The 17,594-nt window shown below is 45.8% G+C and carries 13 protein-coding genes; 12 read left to right on the top strand and 1 reads right to left on the bottom strand.

What is annotated here, in order from left to right; genetic code table 11:
• Positions 1-133: 133 nt before the first annotated feature.
• The 7 genes from lepA to acpS all read left to right on the top strand — a co-directional run bounded on the left by lepA (position 134) and on the right by acpS (position 6,554).
• Positions 134-1,927 (top strand): translation elongation factor 4, encoded by a 1,794-nt coding sequence (gene lepA, locus R7R78_RS17920; RefSeq protein WP_005384577.1) that lies wholly within the window; start codon positions 134-136, stop codon positions 1,925-1,927.
• Positions 1,928-2,031: 104 nt separating this feature from the next.
• Positions 2,032-2,931 (top strand): signal peptidase I, encoded by a 900-nt coding sequence (gene lepB, locus R7R78_RS17915; RefSeq protein ID WP_005380933.1) that lies wholly within the window; start codon positions 2,032-2,034, stop codon positions 2,929-2,931.
• Positions 2,932-2,952: 21 nt separating this feature from the next.
• Positions 2,953-3,630 carry a ribonuclease III gene (rnc, locus tag R7R78_RS17910; protein WP_005380932.1) on the top strand — a complete coding sequence of 226 codons (678 nt, stop codon included), beginning with the start codon at positions 2,953-2,955 and terminating at the stop codon, positions 3,628-3,630.
• On the top strand, positions 3,623-4,585 hold the full coding sequence (gene era, locus R7R78_RS17905; protein WP_005380931.1) for a GTPase Era: 963 nt from the start codon (positions 3,623-3,625) through the stop codon (positions 4,583-4,585). Before rnc ends, era begins: the two co-directional genes overlap by 8 nt.
• A gap of 115 nt (positions 4,586-4,700) precedes the next feature.
• Positions 4,701-5,432 carry a DNA repair protein RecO gene (gene recO / locus R7R78_RS17900; RefSeq protein ID WP_005384578.1) on the top strand — a complete coding sequence of 244 codons (732 nt, stop codon included), beginning with the start codon at positions 4,701-4,703 and terminating at the stop codon, positions 5,430-5,432.
• Positions 5,429-6,163: a pyridoxine 5'-phosphate synthase gene (gene pdxJ / locus R7R78_RS17895; protein ID WP_005384579.1), complete on the top strand. Its 735-nt coding sequence runs from the start codon at positions 5,429-5,431 to the stop codon at positions 6,161-6,163. Before recO ends, pdxJ begins: the two co-directional genes overlap by 4 nt.
• Before the next feature lie 10 nt (positions 6,164-6,173).
• Positions 6,174-6,554, top strand: a complete 381-nt coding sequence (gene acpS / locus R7R78_RS17890) for a holo-ACP synthase (RefSeq protein ID WP_005380927.1) — start codon at positions 6,174-6,176, stop codon at positions 6,552-6,554.
• Positions 6,555-6,623: 69 nt separating this feature from the next.
• Here the strand turns inward: acpS and barA are convergent, their stop codons facing one another.
• The gene (gene barA / locus R7R78_RS17885) at positions 6,624-9,422 is read right to left on the bottom strand and encodes a two-component sensor histidine kinase BarA (protein WP_054575401.1); all 2,799 of its coding nucleotides are present in this window, start codon (positions 9,420-9,422) and stop codon (positions 6,624-6,626) included.
• A 192-nt stretch (positions 9,423-9,614) separates the two neighbouring features.
• Here barA and rlmD point away from each other — a divergent pair, with 192 nt between their 5' ends.
• From rlmD to eno, 5 genes are all read left to right on the top strand, one after another.
• Positions 9,615-10,934: a 23S rRNA (uracil(1939)-C(5))-methyltransferase RlmD gene (rlmD, locus tag R7R78_RS17880; RefSeq protein WP_054575400.1), complete on the top strand. Its 1,320-nt coding sequence runs from the start codon at positions 9,615-9,617 to the stop codon at positions 10,932-10,934.
• A gap of 123 nt (positions 10,935-11,057) precedes the next feature.
• Complete coding sequence (gene relA / locus R7R78_RS17875) at positions 11,058-13,277, top strand: GTP diphosphokinase (RefSeq protein ID WP_005380915.1); 2,220 nt, start codon at positions 11,058-11,060, stop codon at positions 13,275-13,277.
• 240 nt (positions 13,278-13,517) lie between these two features.
• The gene (mazG, locus tag R7R78_RS17870) at positions 13,518-14,321 is read left to right on the top strand and encodes a nucleoside triphosphate pyrophosphohydrolase (protein ID WP_005383780.1); all 804 of its coding nucleotides are present in this window, start codon (positions 13,518-13,520) and stop codon (positions 14,319-14,321) included.
• Positions 14,322-14,526: 205 nt separating this feature from the next.
• Positions 14,527-16,167, top strand: a complete 1,641-nt coding sequence (locus tag R7R78_RS17865; RefSeq protein WP_021034029.1) for a CTP synthase — start codon at positions 14,527-14,529, stop codon at positions 16,165-16,167.
• A 78-nt stretch (positions 16,168-16,245) separates the two neighbouring features.
• Complete coding sequence (gene eno / locus R7R78_RS17860) at positions 16,246-17,547, top strand: phosphopyruvate hydratase (protein ID WP_225474075.1); 1,302 nt, start codon at positions 16,246-16,248, stop codon at positions 17,545-17,547.
• The last annotated feature ends 47 nt before the right edge of the window (positions 17,548-17,594 follow it).

Here is a 17,594-nt window from a genome sequence, read left to right as displayed (position 1 = left end):
ATTTGGGTATGTACTTTAAATTACGTGCGCCCGTTAACGAAATTCGGTAGAATCTGCCAACTTGATTGAAATGCCGTCAGTAGATGGCGTTTCTTACTGTCCCTATTTGTAAAGAGTTAGTCACCCTAAATCTATGAAGCACATTCGTAACTTTTCGATTATCGCCCACATCGACCATGGTAAGTCGACCCTATCAGACCGTCTAATCCAAGTTTGTGGCGGGTTAACCGATCGTGAAATGGCCGCACAGGTTCTGGATTCAATGGATCTTGAACGTGAGCGTGGCATCACCATCAAATCTCAGAGTGTGACGCTAAACTACACCGCTAAAGACGGTGAGACGTATCAGCTGAACTTCATCGATACTCCGGGGCACGTTGACTTTGCATATGAAGTATCACGTTCTCTAGCGGCTTGTGAAGGTGCGCTATTGGTTGTGGATGCGGGTCAAGGTGTTGAGGCTCAAACACTGGCTAACTGTTACACCGCGATCGAAATGGATCTAGAGGTTGTGCCAATCTTAAACAAGATTGACCTACCTGCAGCTGATCCTGAGCGTGTAGCGGAAGAAATTGAAGAAATCGTTGGTATCGATGCAATGGAAGCAACCCGCTGTTCTGCGAAGACAGGCATCGGTGTTGATGACGTTCTAGAGAACATTGTGTCAGCGATTCCAGCACCGGAAGGTGATCCAGATGCGCCACTACAAGCGCTGATCATTGACTCATGGTTTGATAACTACCTTGGCGTTGTTTCTTTAGTGCGTATTAAAAACGGCGAACTGAAGAAGAACGATAAGATCAAAGTGATGAGTACGGGCCAAGTTTGGGGTGTAGATCGTCTTGGTATCTTTACGCCAAAACAAGTAGATACCGATATCCTTCGTACTGGTGAAGTAGGTTGGGTTGTTTGTGGTATCAAAGACATTCTTGGTGCCCCTGTTGGTGATACGCTGACTCTAGCGAAGAATGGTTGTGATAAACCGCTACCAGGCTTTAAGAAAGTTAAACCTCAGGTTTACGCAGGTCTGTTCCCTGTATCTTCTGACGATTACGAGAACTTCCGTGACGCACTAGGCAAACTAAGCCTTAACGACGCATCGCTATTCTACGAGCCAGAAAACTCTGCGGCACTTGGCTTTGGTTTCCGTTGTGGTTTCCTTGGCATGTTGCACATGGAAATCATCCAAGAGCGTCTAGAGCGTGAATACGACTTGGATCTTATCACCACAGCACCAACGGTAGTTTACGAAGTTGAGAAGACGGATGGCGATCTGCTGTATGTTGATAGCCCAGCAAAACTACCAGCGATCAATGACATTGAAGAAATTCGTGAACCGATTGCGCGTTGTAATATCCTTGTGCCTTCAGAGTACCTAGGTAACGTAATCACTCTGTGTGTTGAAAAGCGAGGCAGTCAAGTTGATATGGTTTACCACGGTAACCAAGTCGCTGTGACTTACGATATTCCAATGGCCGAAGTGGTACTGGATTTCTTCGACCGTCTGAAATCAACATCACGCGGTTACGCATCTTTGGATTACAACTTCCAACGTTTTGAAGCTTCGAACATGGTACGTGTAGACGTTCTTCTTAACGGTGATACTGTTGATGCATTGGCGATGATTACACACAAAGATCAGTCTCAGACTCGCGGTCGTCAGTTGGTAGAGAAGATGAAAGAATTCATCCCTCGCCAAATGTTTGATATCGCAATCCAAGCGGCAATTGGTAACCACATTATCGCTCGTTCAACGGTAAAACAGTTGCGTAAGAACGTTATTGCGAAATGTTACGGCGGTGACGTAAGTCGTAAGAAGAAACTTCTGAAGAAACAGAAAGAAGGTAAGAAACGCATGAAGCAGATCGGTAACGTTGAGCTGCCTCAAGAAGCGTTCCTAGCCATCCTTCACGTAGGTAAAGACTAAAGTTGAACTTTGTCTCACACTTGTCGGTCTTAAGACGTTAGATATTAAAATAAGTGAAAGGGTTTCGGCTCTTTCACTTTCGTATTTTTAGATAAGGGAATTTAATGGCGAATACATTCTCACTGATGTTGGTTATTGCGACTTTGGTAACTGGCGTGGTTTGGCTATTGGAAAAGCTGGTTTTCGCGAAAAAGCGTCAGGAAAAACTGGCTGAGATTCAAGCTCAGACGTCTAATGGTTTGGATGCAGTGACCTTGCAAAAAGTAGAGCGTCAGCCTTGGTGGGTTGAAAATAGCGTCTCTATTTTTCCTGTGATCGCGTTCGTTTTAGTATTACGTTCTTTTATCTACGAACCATTTCAAATCCCATCAGGCTCAATGATGCCTACCTTGCTAGTTGGCGATTTCATTTTAGTTGAGAAGTACGCGTACGGTCTAAAAGACCCAGTATGGCGTACTCAGCTAGTGGAAACTGGTAAGCCTGAGCGTGGTGATATCGTGGTATTCAAATACCCACCACAACCAAGTGTGGACTACATTAAGCGTGTAGTTGGTTTACCTGGTGATATCGTGCGTTATTCAAGTGATAAGCAGCTTTGCGTGCAAAGCCAAGGCGAATCGGCATGTAAGCCAGTTAAACTGAGCAATGTTGAAGAAAGTCAGTTTAGCTCGAACGGTATTCCAATGATCCAACTGGATGAAAAATTGGGTAACGTTGAGCACAATATTTTGGTTAACCCTCTTGTGCGTAACCGCGTGGAGCAATATTTCCCACGCAGCGGCACGACAGAGTGGGTTGTACCACAAGGTCAGTATTTTGTGATGGGTGATAACCGTGACAACAGTGCTGACAGCCGTTACTGGGGCTTTGTTCCAGAAGCAAACTTAGTCGGTAAAGCTGTCGCGATCTGGATCAGCTTCGAGTTTGATCGTGGCGCAGATAGTGTTCTACCTTCATGGATTCCAACTGGTGTGCGTTTTAACCGCATCGGTGGCATTCACTAACCATTCAAATATCGAGAGAGTATGAATTCTCCAATTGATAAACTAGAGAGAAAGCTCGGCTACCAGTTTCAAGATGCCGGGCTTATCAATTTGGCGCTGACGCACCGCAGCGCCAACAGTAAGCACAATGAACGTCTTGAGTTTCTGGGCGATTCAATTTTAAGTTTTGTCATCGCTGATGATCTGTACCATCGTTTCCCAAAAGTGAACGAAGGTGACATGAGCCGCATGCGTGCTACTTTGGTTCGCGGACATACATTGGCGGAACTGGGTCGTGAATTCGATCTAGGAGATTATTTAAAATTAGGTCCAGGTGAATTGAAGAGTGGCGGTTTTCGCCGAGACTCTATTTTAGCCGATGCGGTTGAAGCCATTATTGGCGCAATTTACCTAGACAGTGATCTTGAAGTTGTGCGAGGCATTGTACTGAGTTGGTATCAGTCACGCCTTGAAGCCATTAAACCTGGCGTCTCACAAAAAGATCCGAAAACTCGCCTACAAGAGTTCCTACAAGGCAGAAGAAAACCGCTGCCTGTGTACACAGTGACTAATATTAAAGGTGAAGCGCACAACCAAGAGTTTACGGTTGAGTGTGAAGTAGCAGGTGTGGATAAGCCTGTAATCGGTAAAGGCACCAGCCGCCGCAAGGCAGAACAAGCGGCTGCTGAAACAGCACTTGAGCAATTAACAAATGGCTGATAACGAATTCGATATCGATGCGTTTTTCGCATCACAAGGTGAGCCAAGCTCGCCAGAAAACCAACACTGTGGCTTTATTGCTATTGTTGGTCGTCCAAACGTAGGTAAGTCGACACTTTTGAACAAGATTTTGGGTCAGAAGATTTCGATCACCTCTCGTAAGCCGCAAACGACACGCCACCGTATTATGGGTGTGGATACGGACGGCGATTACCAAGCGATTTACGTCGACACGCCTGGACTTCACATTGAAGAAAAGCGTGCGATCAACCGTTTGATGAACCGTGCAGCTAACTCGTCATTGAGTGATGTAAACCTTGTGTTCTTCTTAGTCGATGGTACGCATTGGACTAAAGACGATGAGATGGTGCTGACCAAACTTCAAAAATCGAACTTCCCAGTTGTGCTTTGTGTAAACAAGGTCGACAACGTACAAGATCGTAACGACGTGATGCTACACATGGCGGAGATGTCGAAGAAGATGGACTTCGTGGATGTTGTGCCAATCTCTGCCAAGCAAGGTAAGAACATTGACGTACTGCGTAAGCACGTGCGTAATCACTTACCTAAAGCAACGCATCACTTCCCAGAAGAATACGTGACTGACCGTTCTCAGCGTTTTATGGCGTCTGAGATTGTGCGTGAAAAGCTGATGCGCTTTACTGGTGAAGAGCTGCCATACTCAGTAACGGTTGAGATTGAACGTTTTGATTACAACCCAGAAACCGACGGTTTCCACATCAATGCATTGATTCTTGTTGAGCGTAATGGCCAGAAGAAAATGGTGATTGGCAAAGGCGGCGAGAAGATTAAAACCATTGGTCGCGAAGCGCGTTTAGATATGGAAGAATTGTTCGGTCGTAAGGTTTACCTAGAAACTTGGGTAAAAGTGAAATCTGGCTGGGCAGACGACGAACGAGCGTTGCGATCGTTGGGTTATATAGACGATTTATAATCTTGGCTGCGAAGGTGCTTCGCTCCAACATCGATGAAAAATCAGTATCGATTAAAATAAGGAGCCGCTCGGCTCCTTATTTTTTATTTCACACTTTTTAGGCACAATGACTTAGATGAGTAATCTGTCTTCCGAAGGTTTACAGCGCTGTTTTGTATTGCACCGACGCCCTTACAGTGAATCGAGCTTAATCCTTGATGTATTTAGTGAGGAATATGGCCGAATGACTTTAATGGCCAAAGGCGCGCGCAGTAAGCGTTCGAACTTAAAAGGCGCATTGCAACCTTTTACCCCGCTATTACTTAAATGGTCGGGGAAAGGCTCAATGAAAACTTTGCGTCAAGCCGAGCCGATAAGTCTAGGTTTGCCGTTAACGGGCATTAATCTCTACTCAGCCATGTACGTCAATGAACTGATTGGCCGTATTTTGATGGCTGAAGTGCCGATGCCAGCACTATTTCATGATTATTTGCATGCGTTAACCGAGTTGGCGCACAACGAGAACCCTGAGCCTGCACTGCGTCGTTTTGAGTTAGCCTTGCTGTCTGCGATGGGGTATGGCGTGGATTTTTTGCATTGTGCAGGTACCGGCGAGCCCGTCGATCCAGAAATGACCTATCGTTACCGGGAACAGAAAGGGTTTATTGCTTCGGTTAGGCGCGATAACCTCACGTTTTTAGGGAATGAACTGATTGCTATCAGTGAGCGGCGGTTCGTCACTAAAGAGCAGCTAAAAGCGGCAAAACGCTTTACACGTATAGCCTTAAAGCCGTATCTTGGCGGCAAACCTTTAAAAAGTCGTGAATTTTTCATTCAGACCCCCAGAGCACGGAGTAACGGAAAATGAGCTCAATTTATTTAGGCGTCAATATCGACCATATTGCCACTCTACGTAATGCACGTGGTACAAAATACCCAGATCCTGTTCACGCTGCTGAAATTGCAGAGCGTGCAGGCGCGGACGGTATCACTATCCACTTACGTGAAGACCGTCGCCATATTTTGGATCGTGATGTACGTATTCTGCGTGAAACCATTCAAACGCGTATGAATCTAGAGATGGCAGTGACGGACGAAATGGTTGAGATTGCGCTGCAAACTAAACCAGAGTTTGTGTGTCTAGTGCCTGAAAAGCGTGAAGAACTGACGACGGAAGGTGGCTTAGATGTTGTAGGGCAGCTTGAAAAAATTAAAGCTGCGACGAAAAAGCTGACAGATGCCGGCATTAAAGTTTCGCTCTTTATTGATGCTGACCGTCAACAGATTGAAGCTGCGAAAAAGTGTGGCGCTCCGTTTATTGAGCTACATACTGGCCACTATGCAGATGCGACGACAGAAGACGAACAGCAAGCTGAACTGAAGAAGATTGCTGCTGGTGCGAGTTATGCACATGACCTAGGTATTATTGTTAATGCCGGGCATGGCCTGACTTATCACAATGTCGCACCAATTGCTGCATTACCAGAAATTTACGAACTCAACATTGGTCACTCAATCATTGGTCGCGCAGTATTTGATGGTTTAAATAAAGCGGTTGCTGACATGAAAGCACTGATGATTGAGGCTCGCCAGTCATAGGGCTATCTAGATGGCGATTATAGGGTTAGGGACCGACATTGCAGAAATTGAGCGTATTGAAAAAGCGTTAGCTCGTAGTGGTGAACCTTTTGCTCAGCGGATTCTTTCAGAAGAAGAAATGGCCAAATTCTCACAGCTTAAGCTGCAAGGTCGTTATCTTGCTAAGCGCTTTGCAGTTAAAGAAGCGGCCTCAAAAGCATTGGGAACAGGGATCGCAAAAGGGGTCACGTTTCACGACTTTTCCATCTCGAACGATGAGCTTGGAAAACCAGTGCTCGCATTGACGGGCACAGCCAAGCAAATAGCGGATGCGATGGGTGTTAACCACATTCACCTGTCCATTTCCGATGAGCGTCATTACGCTGTGGCGACGGTCATTTTTGAATCCTAGCTTGTAAGTCTTAAACAAAATACTAAAAAGCCAGAGCATTTGCTCTGGCTTTTGTTTCTCTTCAATAGATCACTGTTCAAGGTATAACTTTGCGGTTGTTGTTACTTTAATCATTTCATCTTGCAGCTCGAACATTTCAGGCTCAACCTCCTCAAGACTGATCCCTGAGCGCAGTGCTTGCTCAAGCGTCGCACAGAGTGACTTCAGTCTTGGAACGCCACAATATGAACTACTGCCGTGCAGCTTATGGATGACATGAATTAGGTCATCACGAGAGATATCTTCTTGCTCTAGAGCTTGGTCAACAACCGCTTCTACTTCAGGGATGAACTCAATCAACATGCGCAGCATATCTTTGGCGAGATCCTCTTTATTCGCGCTCTGTTTCAAGGCCGCTTGCCAATCAATAATCACATCCTGTTGAGGTGAAGAAACGGATTGTGGTGCGCTTCCTTCAGGTTCATCAACGTATGAAGGGGCGACTTTGCCAATGCTCTCTGTACAAGCATTGGGGTTCCAGTGAACCAAAACCTGTTGTAGCACATGCTCTTCAATAGGTTTGGTCAAGTAGTCATCCATTCCTGCCGAGAGCAAGCGGTCTCGTTCCCCTGCCATGGCATGCGCCGTTACCGCAATCACTGGCGTGTCTTTATTTAGCTCCAACTCTTTAATGTGCTTACAAGCGGTCACCCCATCCATTTGTGGCATTTGGATATCCATGAAGATTAAATCGTACTTTTTCTCTGTCGCCAGGTTCACCGCTTGCTGGCCATTGCTACAGGCGGTGACGGTTTCTACTCGTTCGCGGAGCAGTGCAGAGATCAGCTTCAAGTTTGCAGGGTTGTCATCCACTGCTAGTACAGTCAGAGGTAAACGGTCCCCTTCGCTTGGCGTAATTGGAGCGCTTAATACCGGTGGCGATTCTACATGTTCGCTAATCAGGCTTTGTAGCAATTTACGGCGAGACAATGGCTTGGTCAGGCACTGGACATGATGCTCAGTCATTATATGGTCCGCAAGCGCCAATTCGGTACTCGGTGTCCCTAGGAGAACACTTGGAGCCATGCGTTTTGCTTGTTCTATCCAAGGTGTAATAACTTCCGCATCGTGAGTCTGGTTGGCCGCTAAATTCAACAGTACATAATCATATTGTTCTTCGTTGTTTGGTAGCGAAGAGCGGTAGGTTACTAAAATACCCTCCTGACTTAGAATCTGTTGGGTTACGGATGCGGCTTGCATGTTTGGTTCAATCAGCAGTAACTGCTTCCCAGTCAGAAGTTCCACTTCAATCAGTTCGCTCATTGGCATCTCGGTTGAGTGCAAGCGCACCGTAAACCAGAAGGTTGAACCTTGGTGTAGACGGCTGGTTAAACTGATTTCGCCGCCCATCTGGCTCACCAGTTTCTGAGTGATAACCAGACCAAGGCCAGTACCACCGTAACGACGGGAAATACTGGCGTCCGCTTGGCTAAAGGCTTGGAACAACTGCGCTTGCTGACGCTCAGAGATACCAATACCGGTATCACGCACCATGAATTGTAGTTCGACGGAGTCTCCTGATTGAGAGCGCATTTCTACGCTAACATCAATGTTGCCTCGCTCGGTAAACTTGATTGAGTTACCGACTAAGTTCGTCAAAATTTGCTGGATACGTAGTGGATCCCCAACTAAACCTGGTGGAATTTTAGGGTCCACTTTTAGGGTGATTTCTAACCCTTTCTCATGTGCACTTGTGGCTTGTAGGTTAATTACCTCTTCTAAACTTTCTCGGAAATCAAAAGGAATGTTTTCCAGCGCCAGCTTACCCGCTTCAAGTTTCGAGAAGTCGAGAATGTCATTGATGATATTCAGCAAGTTGTTCGCCGATTTCTCAATCGTCTGTAGGTAATCCGTTTGGCTGTTAGAAAGCTGCGTTTTAAGCATTTGACGAGTAAAGCCAATCACCCCATTGAGCGGAGTACGCAGCTCGTGCGACATGTTCGCCAAGAACTCTGACTTAACCCTGGCCGCTTCTTGCGCGCGTTTCTTCGCGATATCCAGCTCAACGTTCTGAATTTCTAGCTGCTCAAGCGTTTCACGTAAGTCGGACGTGGCTTGGTCTATACTGTGCTGCATCTCTACGTGATATTCTGATAACGATACCGCCATGGCGTTGATGCCATTTTTTAGCTGGTCTAACTCACCGTGCATTTTGCCTTCGATACGCACATCCAGATGACCACGGCGAATGCGGTCAACGACATTCTTCATGTGGGTGATAGGTTGGGTCACATCGTGCATTAGACGTGAAGCAAACACACTTGCTAAGCCAAGACCGAGAACCAGAACTAAAAACGCAGAGAAGACTTCTTGATACTGTTGCAGCCTCAAGGAGGATAGATCTAACTCGACGGCGATGTAACCAATCGCTTTTGTGCCTTGGCTTTCGTTCGACAACTCCGCTAAGTAGTGACCTTCTGACAAAATGGGGACACGCAATATCAGTGAGTTTTCGTAGATTTCCGAATTACCCAGTTGCGGGATCGGTTTATCTTTGGGAAACATCAAGGCTTCAAAATTAGGATGAAAGTTAGAGGTTACAAAGAGCTCATGATGTTCATCAAATACCGCGATACTACGAACCAGTTTGGAGTTTTTACGGTGCGCGTAGCTTATCAAGCGACGTACCGCCTCTCGGCTTTCTGATAGTAGATGAGTTTCACTGGCAATCGCCAGCGGCTCAATAATGCTGTTACCAGTGGTGATAACTTGTTTCTCAAGGTCTTGGTAGCGGTTAAATGAGAAAAAGCCGCTCAGTAATAAACCAATAATGAGAGTGGGAGCGAGAGTTAGTGTAATTACACGTGCTCGTAAGCCATATCTGGTCATGTTATCTAATTACATCGGAGTCTGGATATGGGAAAATAACGCATTATTTCTCAAGCGCACGATAAAGCCTTGAGCAAAGAAGTGACGTCACCGAATAAACGGTAAGCATAATCAAGTCACTCGAATCACACAACGGCTGCAATCAAGAATAGTGAAGCCGAAGAGCAATTACACATAAATCAGGCATAGAGCATGGCACGCATCTTTCAACCGAAAAAGAAAACCCAACTCAATACTCGGCACCAAGCAGTGCAAGTAGAGCGTTTAGATCACCACGGCGCAGGCATTGCTTACCTCAAAAAGAAGCCATTGTTTATTGATGGAGCACTGCCGGGTGAGGAGGTGGTCACTCAATTGGTGGAAGAAAAGAGCAAATACGCTCGCGGTAAGTTGATTAAAATCCTTAAGCCGAGTGAAGCTCGTGTGGAGCCATTTTGCCCACATTATAATGAGTGCGGTGGCTGTGATTTGCAGCATCTAGATTATGACCAACAATTGACGTACAAACAGCAAACGTTGCGTCAGCTAATGCGAAAATTTTCAGGCAGTGACATTGAACTAGATGCCCCGTTATTGGGAGATTCGCAGGCCTACCGTCGCCGTGCGAGAGTGAGCTTGTTTGTTGATAAAAAAACACGTCAGCTACATTTTGGTTTCCGTAAAAAGCAGAGTAAGCAAATTGCGCAAGTGACCGATTGCCCAGTGCTGGCACCGGAACTGAATGTTTTGCTGCCAGAGATTTACTCAGCCCTAAAAGCGTTCAAAAAGCCTGAACAATTGGGTCATGTAGAGCTGGTACTTGGTGATAATGGGCCGTGTATTACGCTGCGCCACTTGAGTGCTCTGACAACGAGTGAAACTCAATCTCTAACGGAGTTGGCAAAACGTCATGGCGCATCGTTTTACTTAATGCCATCGACAGAACAATTAGACCTTATCGAAGGCGATATGCCTTTTTATCAAGAAGTTGGAGTGAAAATCCCTTTTGCACCAAATAACTTTATTCAAGTAAACCAAGGTGTAAATCAACAAATGGTCAAACAAGCGGTTGAGTGGTTAGACCCACAAAAGAGTGACCGAGTGTTAGATTTGTTCTGTGGTTTAGGCAACTTTAGTTTACCAGTTGCGAAATTAGCTAAGTACGTGGTTGGAGTAGAGGGTGTTGCAGAGATGGTAGAAAAAGCCACAAACAATGCATCTTTGAACCAAATCAATAACGCGCAATTTTATCACGCTAACCTTGAGCAAGATTTTGAAGGCCAAGCCTGGGCCGCAGAGCGGTTTGATAAAGTATTATTAGACCCGGCACGCGCGGGAGCGAGTGGGATCATCGATCAAGTTTCTGAGCTTGGCGCACAGCGTGTAGTTTATGTTTCTTGTAATCCTGCTACCCTTGCTAGGGATAGTCAAAGCTTGATAGAGCAAGGCTATAAATTAACTAAATTAGGTATGCTGGATATGTTCCCTCATACCAGTCATCTAGAATCGATGGCATTGTTTGAAAAATCCTAACTTTAGGACTTTGACCCCTTATTTGTGGTGGGTGGTCATAAAGCCAGCGTGTACGCGCGGTAAAAAGAACTAACCTGGACGGTGTTAGTCAAACCACACGAATATAATAATTAGGATGATGAGATGGTTGCGGTAAGAAGCGCGCATTTAAACCAAGATGAACAGTTTGAACTCGAAAACTGGGTGGCTAGCCTAGGACAAGAGAAAAACACAGCCTCACGCTTAATCGAAGTATATCGAGATTGCCAGACAGTATTAGCTGATAACGAGCAAGCGGAACTGTTGTTGTGGCGTGGACGAGAAATGATCGAAATTTTGATCACCTTGTCTATGGATCAAGCCACTTTAGTGGCTGCTCAACTGTTTCCTTTGGTTTCAAGTGGTGCTTTCAACAGAGAAATTCTGGAAGAGAAATACAGCAAAGAAATCATAAAATTAATCGACGGCGTTGAAGAAATGGCTGCTATTGGCCAACTCAACGTCAACATGGAAGGCAGTGCAGCGTCATCTCAGGTAGATAACGTACGCCGCATGCTGCTTGCCATGGTGGATGACTTCCGCTGCGTAGTTATCAAGCTCGCGGAACGAATTTGTAACCTTATTGAAGTTAAAAAAGCGCCAGATGAAGTTCGACGTGCGGCGGCAAAAGAGTGTGCCAACATCTATGCGCCGCTAGCAAACCGATTAGGCATCGGTCAGCTGAAATGGGAAATTGAAGATTACGCTTTCCGCTACCAACAACCGGAAACTTACAAACAAATTGCCAAACAGCTTTCTGAGAGACGCATCGTTCGTGAACAGTACATCAAAGACTTTGTTGAAGACCTCACGCACGAAATGGAAGTGTCGGGCATCAATGCCGAAGTGAGTGGTCGACCTAAGCACATCTACAGCATTTGGCGAAAAATGCAGAAAAAGAGTTTGGCCTTTGATGAGCTGTTTGATGTGCGAGCAGTGCGTATCATCGCAGACAAACTGCAAGATTGTTACGCGGCTTTAGGCGTAGTTCACACCAAATACAAGCACCTACCGAGCGAGTTTGATGACTACGTTGCTAACCCTAAACCAAACGGTTATCAATCGATCCATACAGTAATTCTAGGGCCAGAAGGCAAAACCATCGAGATCCAGATTCGTACCAAGCAAATGCATGAAGAGTCGGAACTGGGTGTTGCAGCGCACTGGAAATATAAAGAAGGGGCAAGTAGCCGAAGCGGTTATGATGAGAAGATCACGTGGCTGCGTAAGCTACTGGATTGGCAAGAAGAAATGTCTGACTCTGGCGAAATGCTCGATGAGCTGCGTAGCCAAGTCTTTGATGACCGTGTTTATGCCTTTACACCACGTGGTGATGTTGTCGATTTGCCAATGGGGGCAACGCCGCTAGATTTTGCCTATCACATTCACTCCGAAGTGGGACACCGTTGTATCGGTGCCAAAGTCGGAGGCCGTATTGTGCCGTTCACGCATAAATTACATATGGGTGACCAAGTCGAGATTATCACTCAGAAAGAACCTAACCCATCACGTGACTGGTTAAACCCATCATTAGGCTTCGTTCATTCTGGTCGTGCGCGTGCCAAAATTAACGCCTGGTTCCGAAAACAAAGCCGTGAGAAGAACCTTGAAGCAGGTCGTGAAATCCTTGAGCATGAGTTAGCCAAAATTGGCGCAACGTTAAAAGATGCAGAGCATTACGCCCTCAAGCGGTTTAACGTCAAAACACCAGATGAATTGTATGTTGGTGTAGGTAGCGGTGATTTGCGCATCAACCAAATCATTAACCATATTAACGCGTTAGTTAACAAGCCAACGGCAGAGGAAGAAGACCAGCAAGCACTGGAAAAACTGCAAGAAGCTGAGCATAAATCACCCGCGCAAAGCCGACCGAAAAAAGACGCAGTTGTAGTAGAAGGCGTCGATAACCTAATGACACATCTAGCACGTTGCTGTCAGCCAATTCCAGGTGACGATATCTCTGGTTACATAACGCAAGGTCGTGGGATTTCAGTACACCGTAGTGACTGTGAACAGCTAGAAGAACTGCGCCATCATGCGCCAGAGCGCATCATCGATACAGTCTGGGGCAGCGGCTTTGTGGGGTCATACATCCTCACGGTGCGTGTTGAAGCGATGGAGCGAGGTGGTCTACTCAAAGACATTACGACACTGTTCGCCAACGAAAAGATCAAAGTGACCAGTATGAAGAACCGAGTCGACTACAGACGTCAACTTGCCATCATGGACTTTGACCTAGAAGTCACCAATATTGAGGTGCTTTCGCGGGTTTCGAAACGTGTGGAACAGATCAAGGATGTCATGACGGTGAAACGCCTCGGCTAAAACTCTCGTCATAGTTACACTTGCGTCATATTTGGCTTTTTATCTGCGTTAGCTGCACTTATTCCGACGTGCCGGCTCAGGGGCATCACATAGTAGGCTATGCTCAGGAGTCGCGAAAACTTGTTGCCTTGTCAAAGTAACAATTACTTAGTGAAAGCTGCTGAGAAAATATAATGTAGAAGGTGAGTGGTTTTGGCTGCTCACCTTTTTCTTTAATAGAAAGGTTTAAAGGAACAAAAAATGAGTCATCCAATTGAACAGTTAGAACAAATCATGGCGAAGCTGCGTGACCCAGAAAACGGTTGCCCTTGGGACTTAAAACAAACCTTTGACACCATCGTTCCGCATACAATAGAAGAAACCTACGAAGTGGTGGACGCGATTCAAAATCGAGATTGGCCCAATCTAAAAGAAGAGCTAGGGGATTTGTTGTTTCAGGTGATTTTTTACAGTCAGCTAGCGAAAGAGCAAGAGCTGTTTGACTTTTCGGATGTCGTCGAAACCGTGAACGAAAAACTGACTCGTCGCCACCCGCATGTTTTTTCAGATGTTGAGTTTGAATCTGACGAGGAAATTAACGCGAACTGGGAAGCGGAAAAAGCAAAAGAAAAAGCCCTAGTAGGCAAAGCGGAAGAAAGTATCCTAGACTCAATACCAAACTCTTTACCGGCACTTTCTCGTGCTACAAAAATTCAGAAAAAATGTGCAAAATTTGGGTTTGATTGGGATTCACTTGGCCCGGTTGTCGATAAAGTACGAGAAGAAATTGACGAAGTCATGGAAGAGGCACTGCAAGTTCAGCCCGATGAAGAGAAAGTTGAGTTGGAGCTCGGTGATTTGCTATTTGCGACTGTCAATTTGGCTCGCCACCTTGATAAAAACCCAGAAGTCGCGCTAGGAAAAGCAAACGTAAAGTTTGCGCGACGTTTTAAACAAGTTGAAGGCAAGGTCCAGCAGTCAGGCAAAGTACTTACAGATTGTTCTTTATCAGAACTTGACCATTTTTGGGATGAAGTAAAACAAGAAGAATCGAGGCAGAGGTAAACTGGCAGAATACATAATATAAGGTCAGCTTGTTTGGTTACACGAAAACGGACTTTGGTTTGTCTTTGCTCACTTTGATTTGAAGCAAAAAATAAAAAATTACGGTGTGATAGATTTCACGTTGTGGCGGTAAGGAGCTTCTGGTATATTTATCTCCCGTCCAGAAGCACTCCATTTCCCTCATTCAACCAATTTCAGGTTAAACATGACGACAAATTACATTTTTGTTACTGGCGGGGTTGTATCCTCTCTAGGTAAAGGTATTGCAGCAGCATCTCTTGCGGCTATTCTAGAAGCTCGTGGTCTTAAAGTGACTATGATGAAGCTTGACCCTTACATCAACGTTGACCCGGGCACAATGAGCCCTACTCAGCACGGTGAAGTGTTCGTTACAGAAGATGGCGCAGAGACTGACCTTGACCTTGGTCACTACGAGCGTTTCATCCGTACCAAGATGACCAAGCGTAACAACTTCACTGCAGGTCGTGTTTATGCCGACGTACTTCGTAAAGAACGTCGTGGTGACTACCTAGGCGCAACTATTCAAGTTATCCCTCATATCACTAACGCAATCAAAGATCGCGTTATTGCAGGTTCTGAAGGCCATGATGTGGCTATCGTTGAAGTTGGCGGTACTGTTGGTGATATCGAATCACTACCATTTATGGAAGCGATTCGTCAGCTAGCTGTTGAGCTAGGCCGTGAGCGCGCAATGTTCATGCACCTAACACTTGTTCCTTACCTAGCGGCAGCGGGCGAAGTGAAAACTAAGCCGACGCAACACTCTGTAAAAGAACTTCTATCTATCGGTATTCAGCCAGACATCCTAGTTTGCCGTAGCGATCGCGTTATTCCTGCGAATGAGCGTAAAAAAATCGCACTGTTCTGTAATGTTCCAGAAAAAGCAGTAATTTCAATGAAGGATGTAGACTCTATCTACAAGATCCCTCAGTTGATTAAATCTCAAGGGCTAGATGACCTTGTGTGTGCTCGCTTTGGTATTACTGCTCCTGAAGCAGACCTTTCTGAATGGGAACAGGTTATCTACGAAGAAGCAAATCCTACTGGTGAAGTAACCATCGGTATGGTTGGTAAATACATTGAATTACCAGATGCATACAAATCTGTGAACGAAGCGCTTAAACACGCTGGCTTGAAAAACCGCCTAAGCGTCACAATTAAGTATGTAGACTCACAAGATATCGAAACAAAAGGCGTTGAACTTCTAGAAGGTTTGGACGCAATCCTAGTACCAGGTGGCTTCGGCGATCGTGGTATTGAAGGCAAGATCCGTGCGGCTCAATATGCACGTGAAAATAACGTGCCTTACCTAGGTATTTGTTTGGGTATGCAAGTTGCACTAATCGAATACGCGCGTAACGTTGCGGGTATGGAAGGTGCACATTCAACAGAATTTAACAAAGAGACTAAGTACCCTGTGGTAGGTTTGATCACAGAGTGGGTAGACGAATCAGGTAGCGTAGAAGAGCGTACTGAAAAGTCTGACCTAGGCGGTACGATGCGTCTTGGTTCACAGCTGTGTCACCTAGAGAAAGGGACTAAAGCTCGTGAACTGTACGGTAGCGCGACGATCCATGAACGTCACCGTCACCGTTACGAAGTGAATAACGTGCTTCGTCCGCAAATCGAAAAAGCAGGCCTAAAAGTATCAGGTCTATCTGCGGACAAGAAGTTAGTGGAAATGATTGAGAACCCAGCTCACCCATGGTTTGTAGCGGCTCAGTTCCACCCAGAATTCACCTCGACTCCTCGCGATGGACATCCATTGTTTGCAGGTTTTGTTAAGGCTGCGGGCCAAAACGCACGCGGCGAATTCGAGAAGTAAAAGGATACGGGCGGCGGCGAAGGTTGTGCTGCTGCCCTTTAAGATTGACATTTATATTTGAAACGAGAGGAAACATTAATGTCTAAGATCGTTAAAGTTCTAGGTCGTGAAATCATCGACTCACGTGGTAACCCAACTGTAGAAGCTGAAGTACACCTAGAAGGCGGTTTCGTAGGTATGGCGGCAGCTCCATCTGGCGCATCTACTGGTTCTCGCGAAGCTCTTGAGCTACGTGACGGTGACAAAGCACGTTTCCTAGGTAAAGGTGTTCTTAAAGCAGTTGAAGCTGTAAACGGCCCAATCGCTGAAGCTCTAGTTGGCAAAGACGCTAAAGACCAAGCTGCAATCGACGCAGTAATGATCGAACTAGACGGCACTGAAAACAAATCTAAATTCGGTGCTAACGCTATCCTAGCTGTTTCTCTAGCAAACGCTAAAGCTGCTGCTGCTGCGAAAGGCATGCCTCTATACGAGCACATCGCTGAGCTAAACGGCACTGCAGGTCAGTTCTCTATGCCTCTACCAATGATGAACATCATCAACGGTGGCGAGCACGCAGACAACAACGTTGACATCCAAGAGTTCATGATCCAACCAGTTGGCGCTAAGACTCTTAAAGAAGGTCTACGTATCGGTGCAGAAGTATTCCACAACCTAGCTAAAGTTCTTAAGTCTAAAGGCTACAGCACTGCAGTTGGTGATGAAGGTGGTTTCGCTCCTAACCTTAAATCTAACGCTGAAGCTCTAGAAGTTATCGCAGAAGCTGTTGCAGCTGCTGGTTACGAACTAGGTAAAGACGTTACTCTAGCTATGGACTGTGCTGCATCTGAGTTCTTCGACAAAGAAGCTGGCATCTACAACATGAAAGGCGAAGGTAAAACTTTCACTTCTGAAGAGTTCAACCACTACCTAGCTGAGCTAGCTAACCAATTCCCAATCGTTTCTATCGAAGACGGTCTAGACGAGTCTGACTGGGATGGCTTCAAGCACCAAACTGAACTACTAGGTGACAAGCTTCAACTAGTAGGTGACGATCTATTCGTTACTAACACTAAGATCCTTGCTGAAGGTATCGAGAAAGGCATAGCTAACTCTATCCTTATCAAGTTCAACCAAATCGGTTCTCTAACTGAGACTCTAGCTGCAATCAAGATGGCTAAAGACGCAGGTTACACAGCAGTAATCTCTCACCGTTCTGGCGAAACTGAAGATGCAACTATCGCTGACCTAGCGGTAGGTACAGCAGCAGGTCAAATCAAAACTGGTTCTATGAGCCGTTCTGACCGTGTTGCTAAGTACAACCAGCTAATCCGTATCGAGGAAGCTCTAGGTGAGCGCGCTCCTTTCAACGGTCTTAAAGAAGTTAAAGGTCAGGCTTAATTCTTAACTGAGTTAACGGCTTATCTTAAAGCTTTTAAAAACACCCT

Source organism: Vibrio sp. 2134-1 (assembly GCF_033339495.1).
The sequence above is the reverse complement of the archived record's forward strand: the minus strand, read 5'-3'. Positions and strand labels throughout refer to the sequence as shown.

Excerpts from the sequence above, each read along its gene's own strand:
- mazG (WP_005383780.1), top strand. The coding sequence starts at position 13,518 with ATGAGTCATCCAATTGAACAGTTAGAACAAATCATGGCGAAGCTGCGT.
- relA (WP_005380915.1), top strand. The coding sequence starts at position 11,058 with ATGGTTGCGGTAAGAAGCGCGCATTTAAACCAAGATGAACAGTTTGAA.
- rlmD (WP_054575400.1), top strand. The coding sequence starts at position 9,615 with ATGGCACGCATCTTTCAACCGAAAAAGAAAACCCAACTCAATACTCGG.
- eno (WP_225474075.1), top strand. The coding sequence starts at position 16,246 with ATGTCTAAGATCGTTAAAGTTCTAGGTCGTGAAATCATCGACTCACGT.
- recO (WP_005384578.1), top strand. The coding sequence starts at position 4,701 with ATGAGTAATCTGTCTTCCGAAGGTTTACAGCGCTGTTTTGTATTGCAC.
- rnc (WP_005380932.1), top strand. The coding sequence starts at position 2,953 with ATGAATTCTCCAATTGATAAACTAGAGAGAAAGCTCGGCTACCAGTTT.
- era (WP_005380931.1), top strand. The coding sequence starts at position 3,623 with ATGGCTGATAACGAATTCGATATCGATGCGTTTTTCGCATCACAAGGT.
- lepA (WP_005384577.1), top strand. The coding sequence starts at position 134 with ATGAAGCACATTCGTAACTTTTCGATTATCGCCCACATCGACCATGGT.
- barA (WP_054575401.1), bottom strand. The coding sequence starts at position 9,422 with ATGACCAGATATGGCTTACGAGCACGTGTAATTACACTAACTCTCGCT.
- pdxJ (WP_005384579.1), top strand. The coding sequence starts at position 5,429 with ATGAGCTCAATTTATTTAGGCGTCAATATCGACCATATTGCCACTCTA.
- acpS (WP_005380927.1), top strand. The coding sequence starts at position 6,174 with ATGGCGATTATAGGGTTAGGGACCGACATTGCAGAAATTGAGCGTATT.
- R7R78_RS17865 (WP_021034029.1), top strand. The coding sequence starts at position 14,527 with ATGACGACAAATTACATTTTTGTTACTGGCGGGGTTGTATCCTCTCTA.
- lepB (WP_005380933.1), top strand. The coding sequence starts at position 2,032 with ATGGCGAATACATTCTCACTGATGTTGGTTATTGCGACTTTGGTAACT.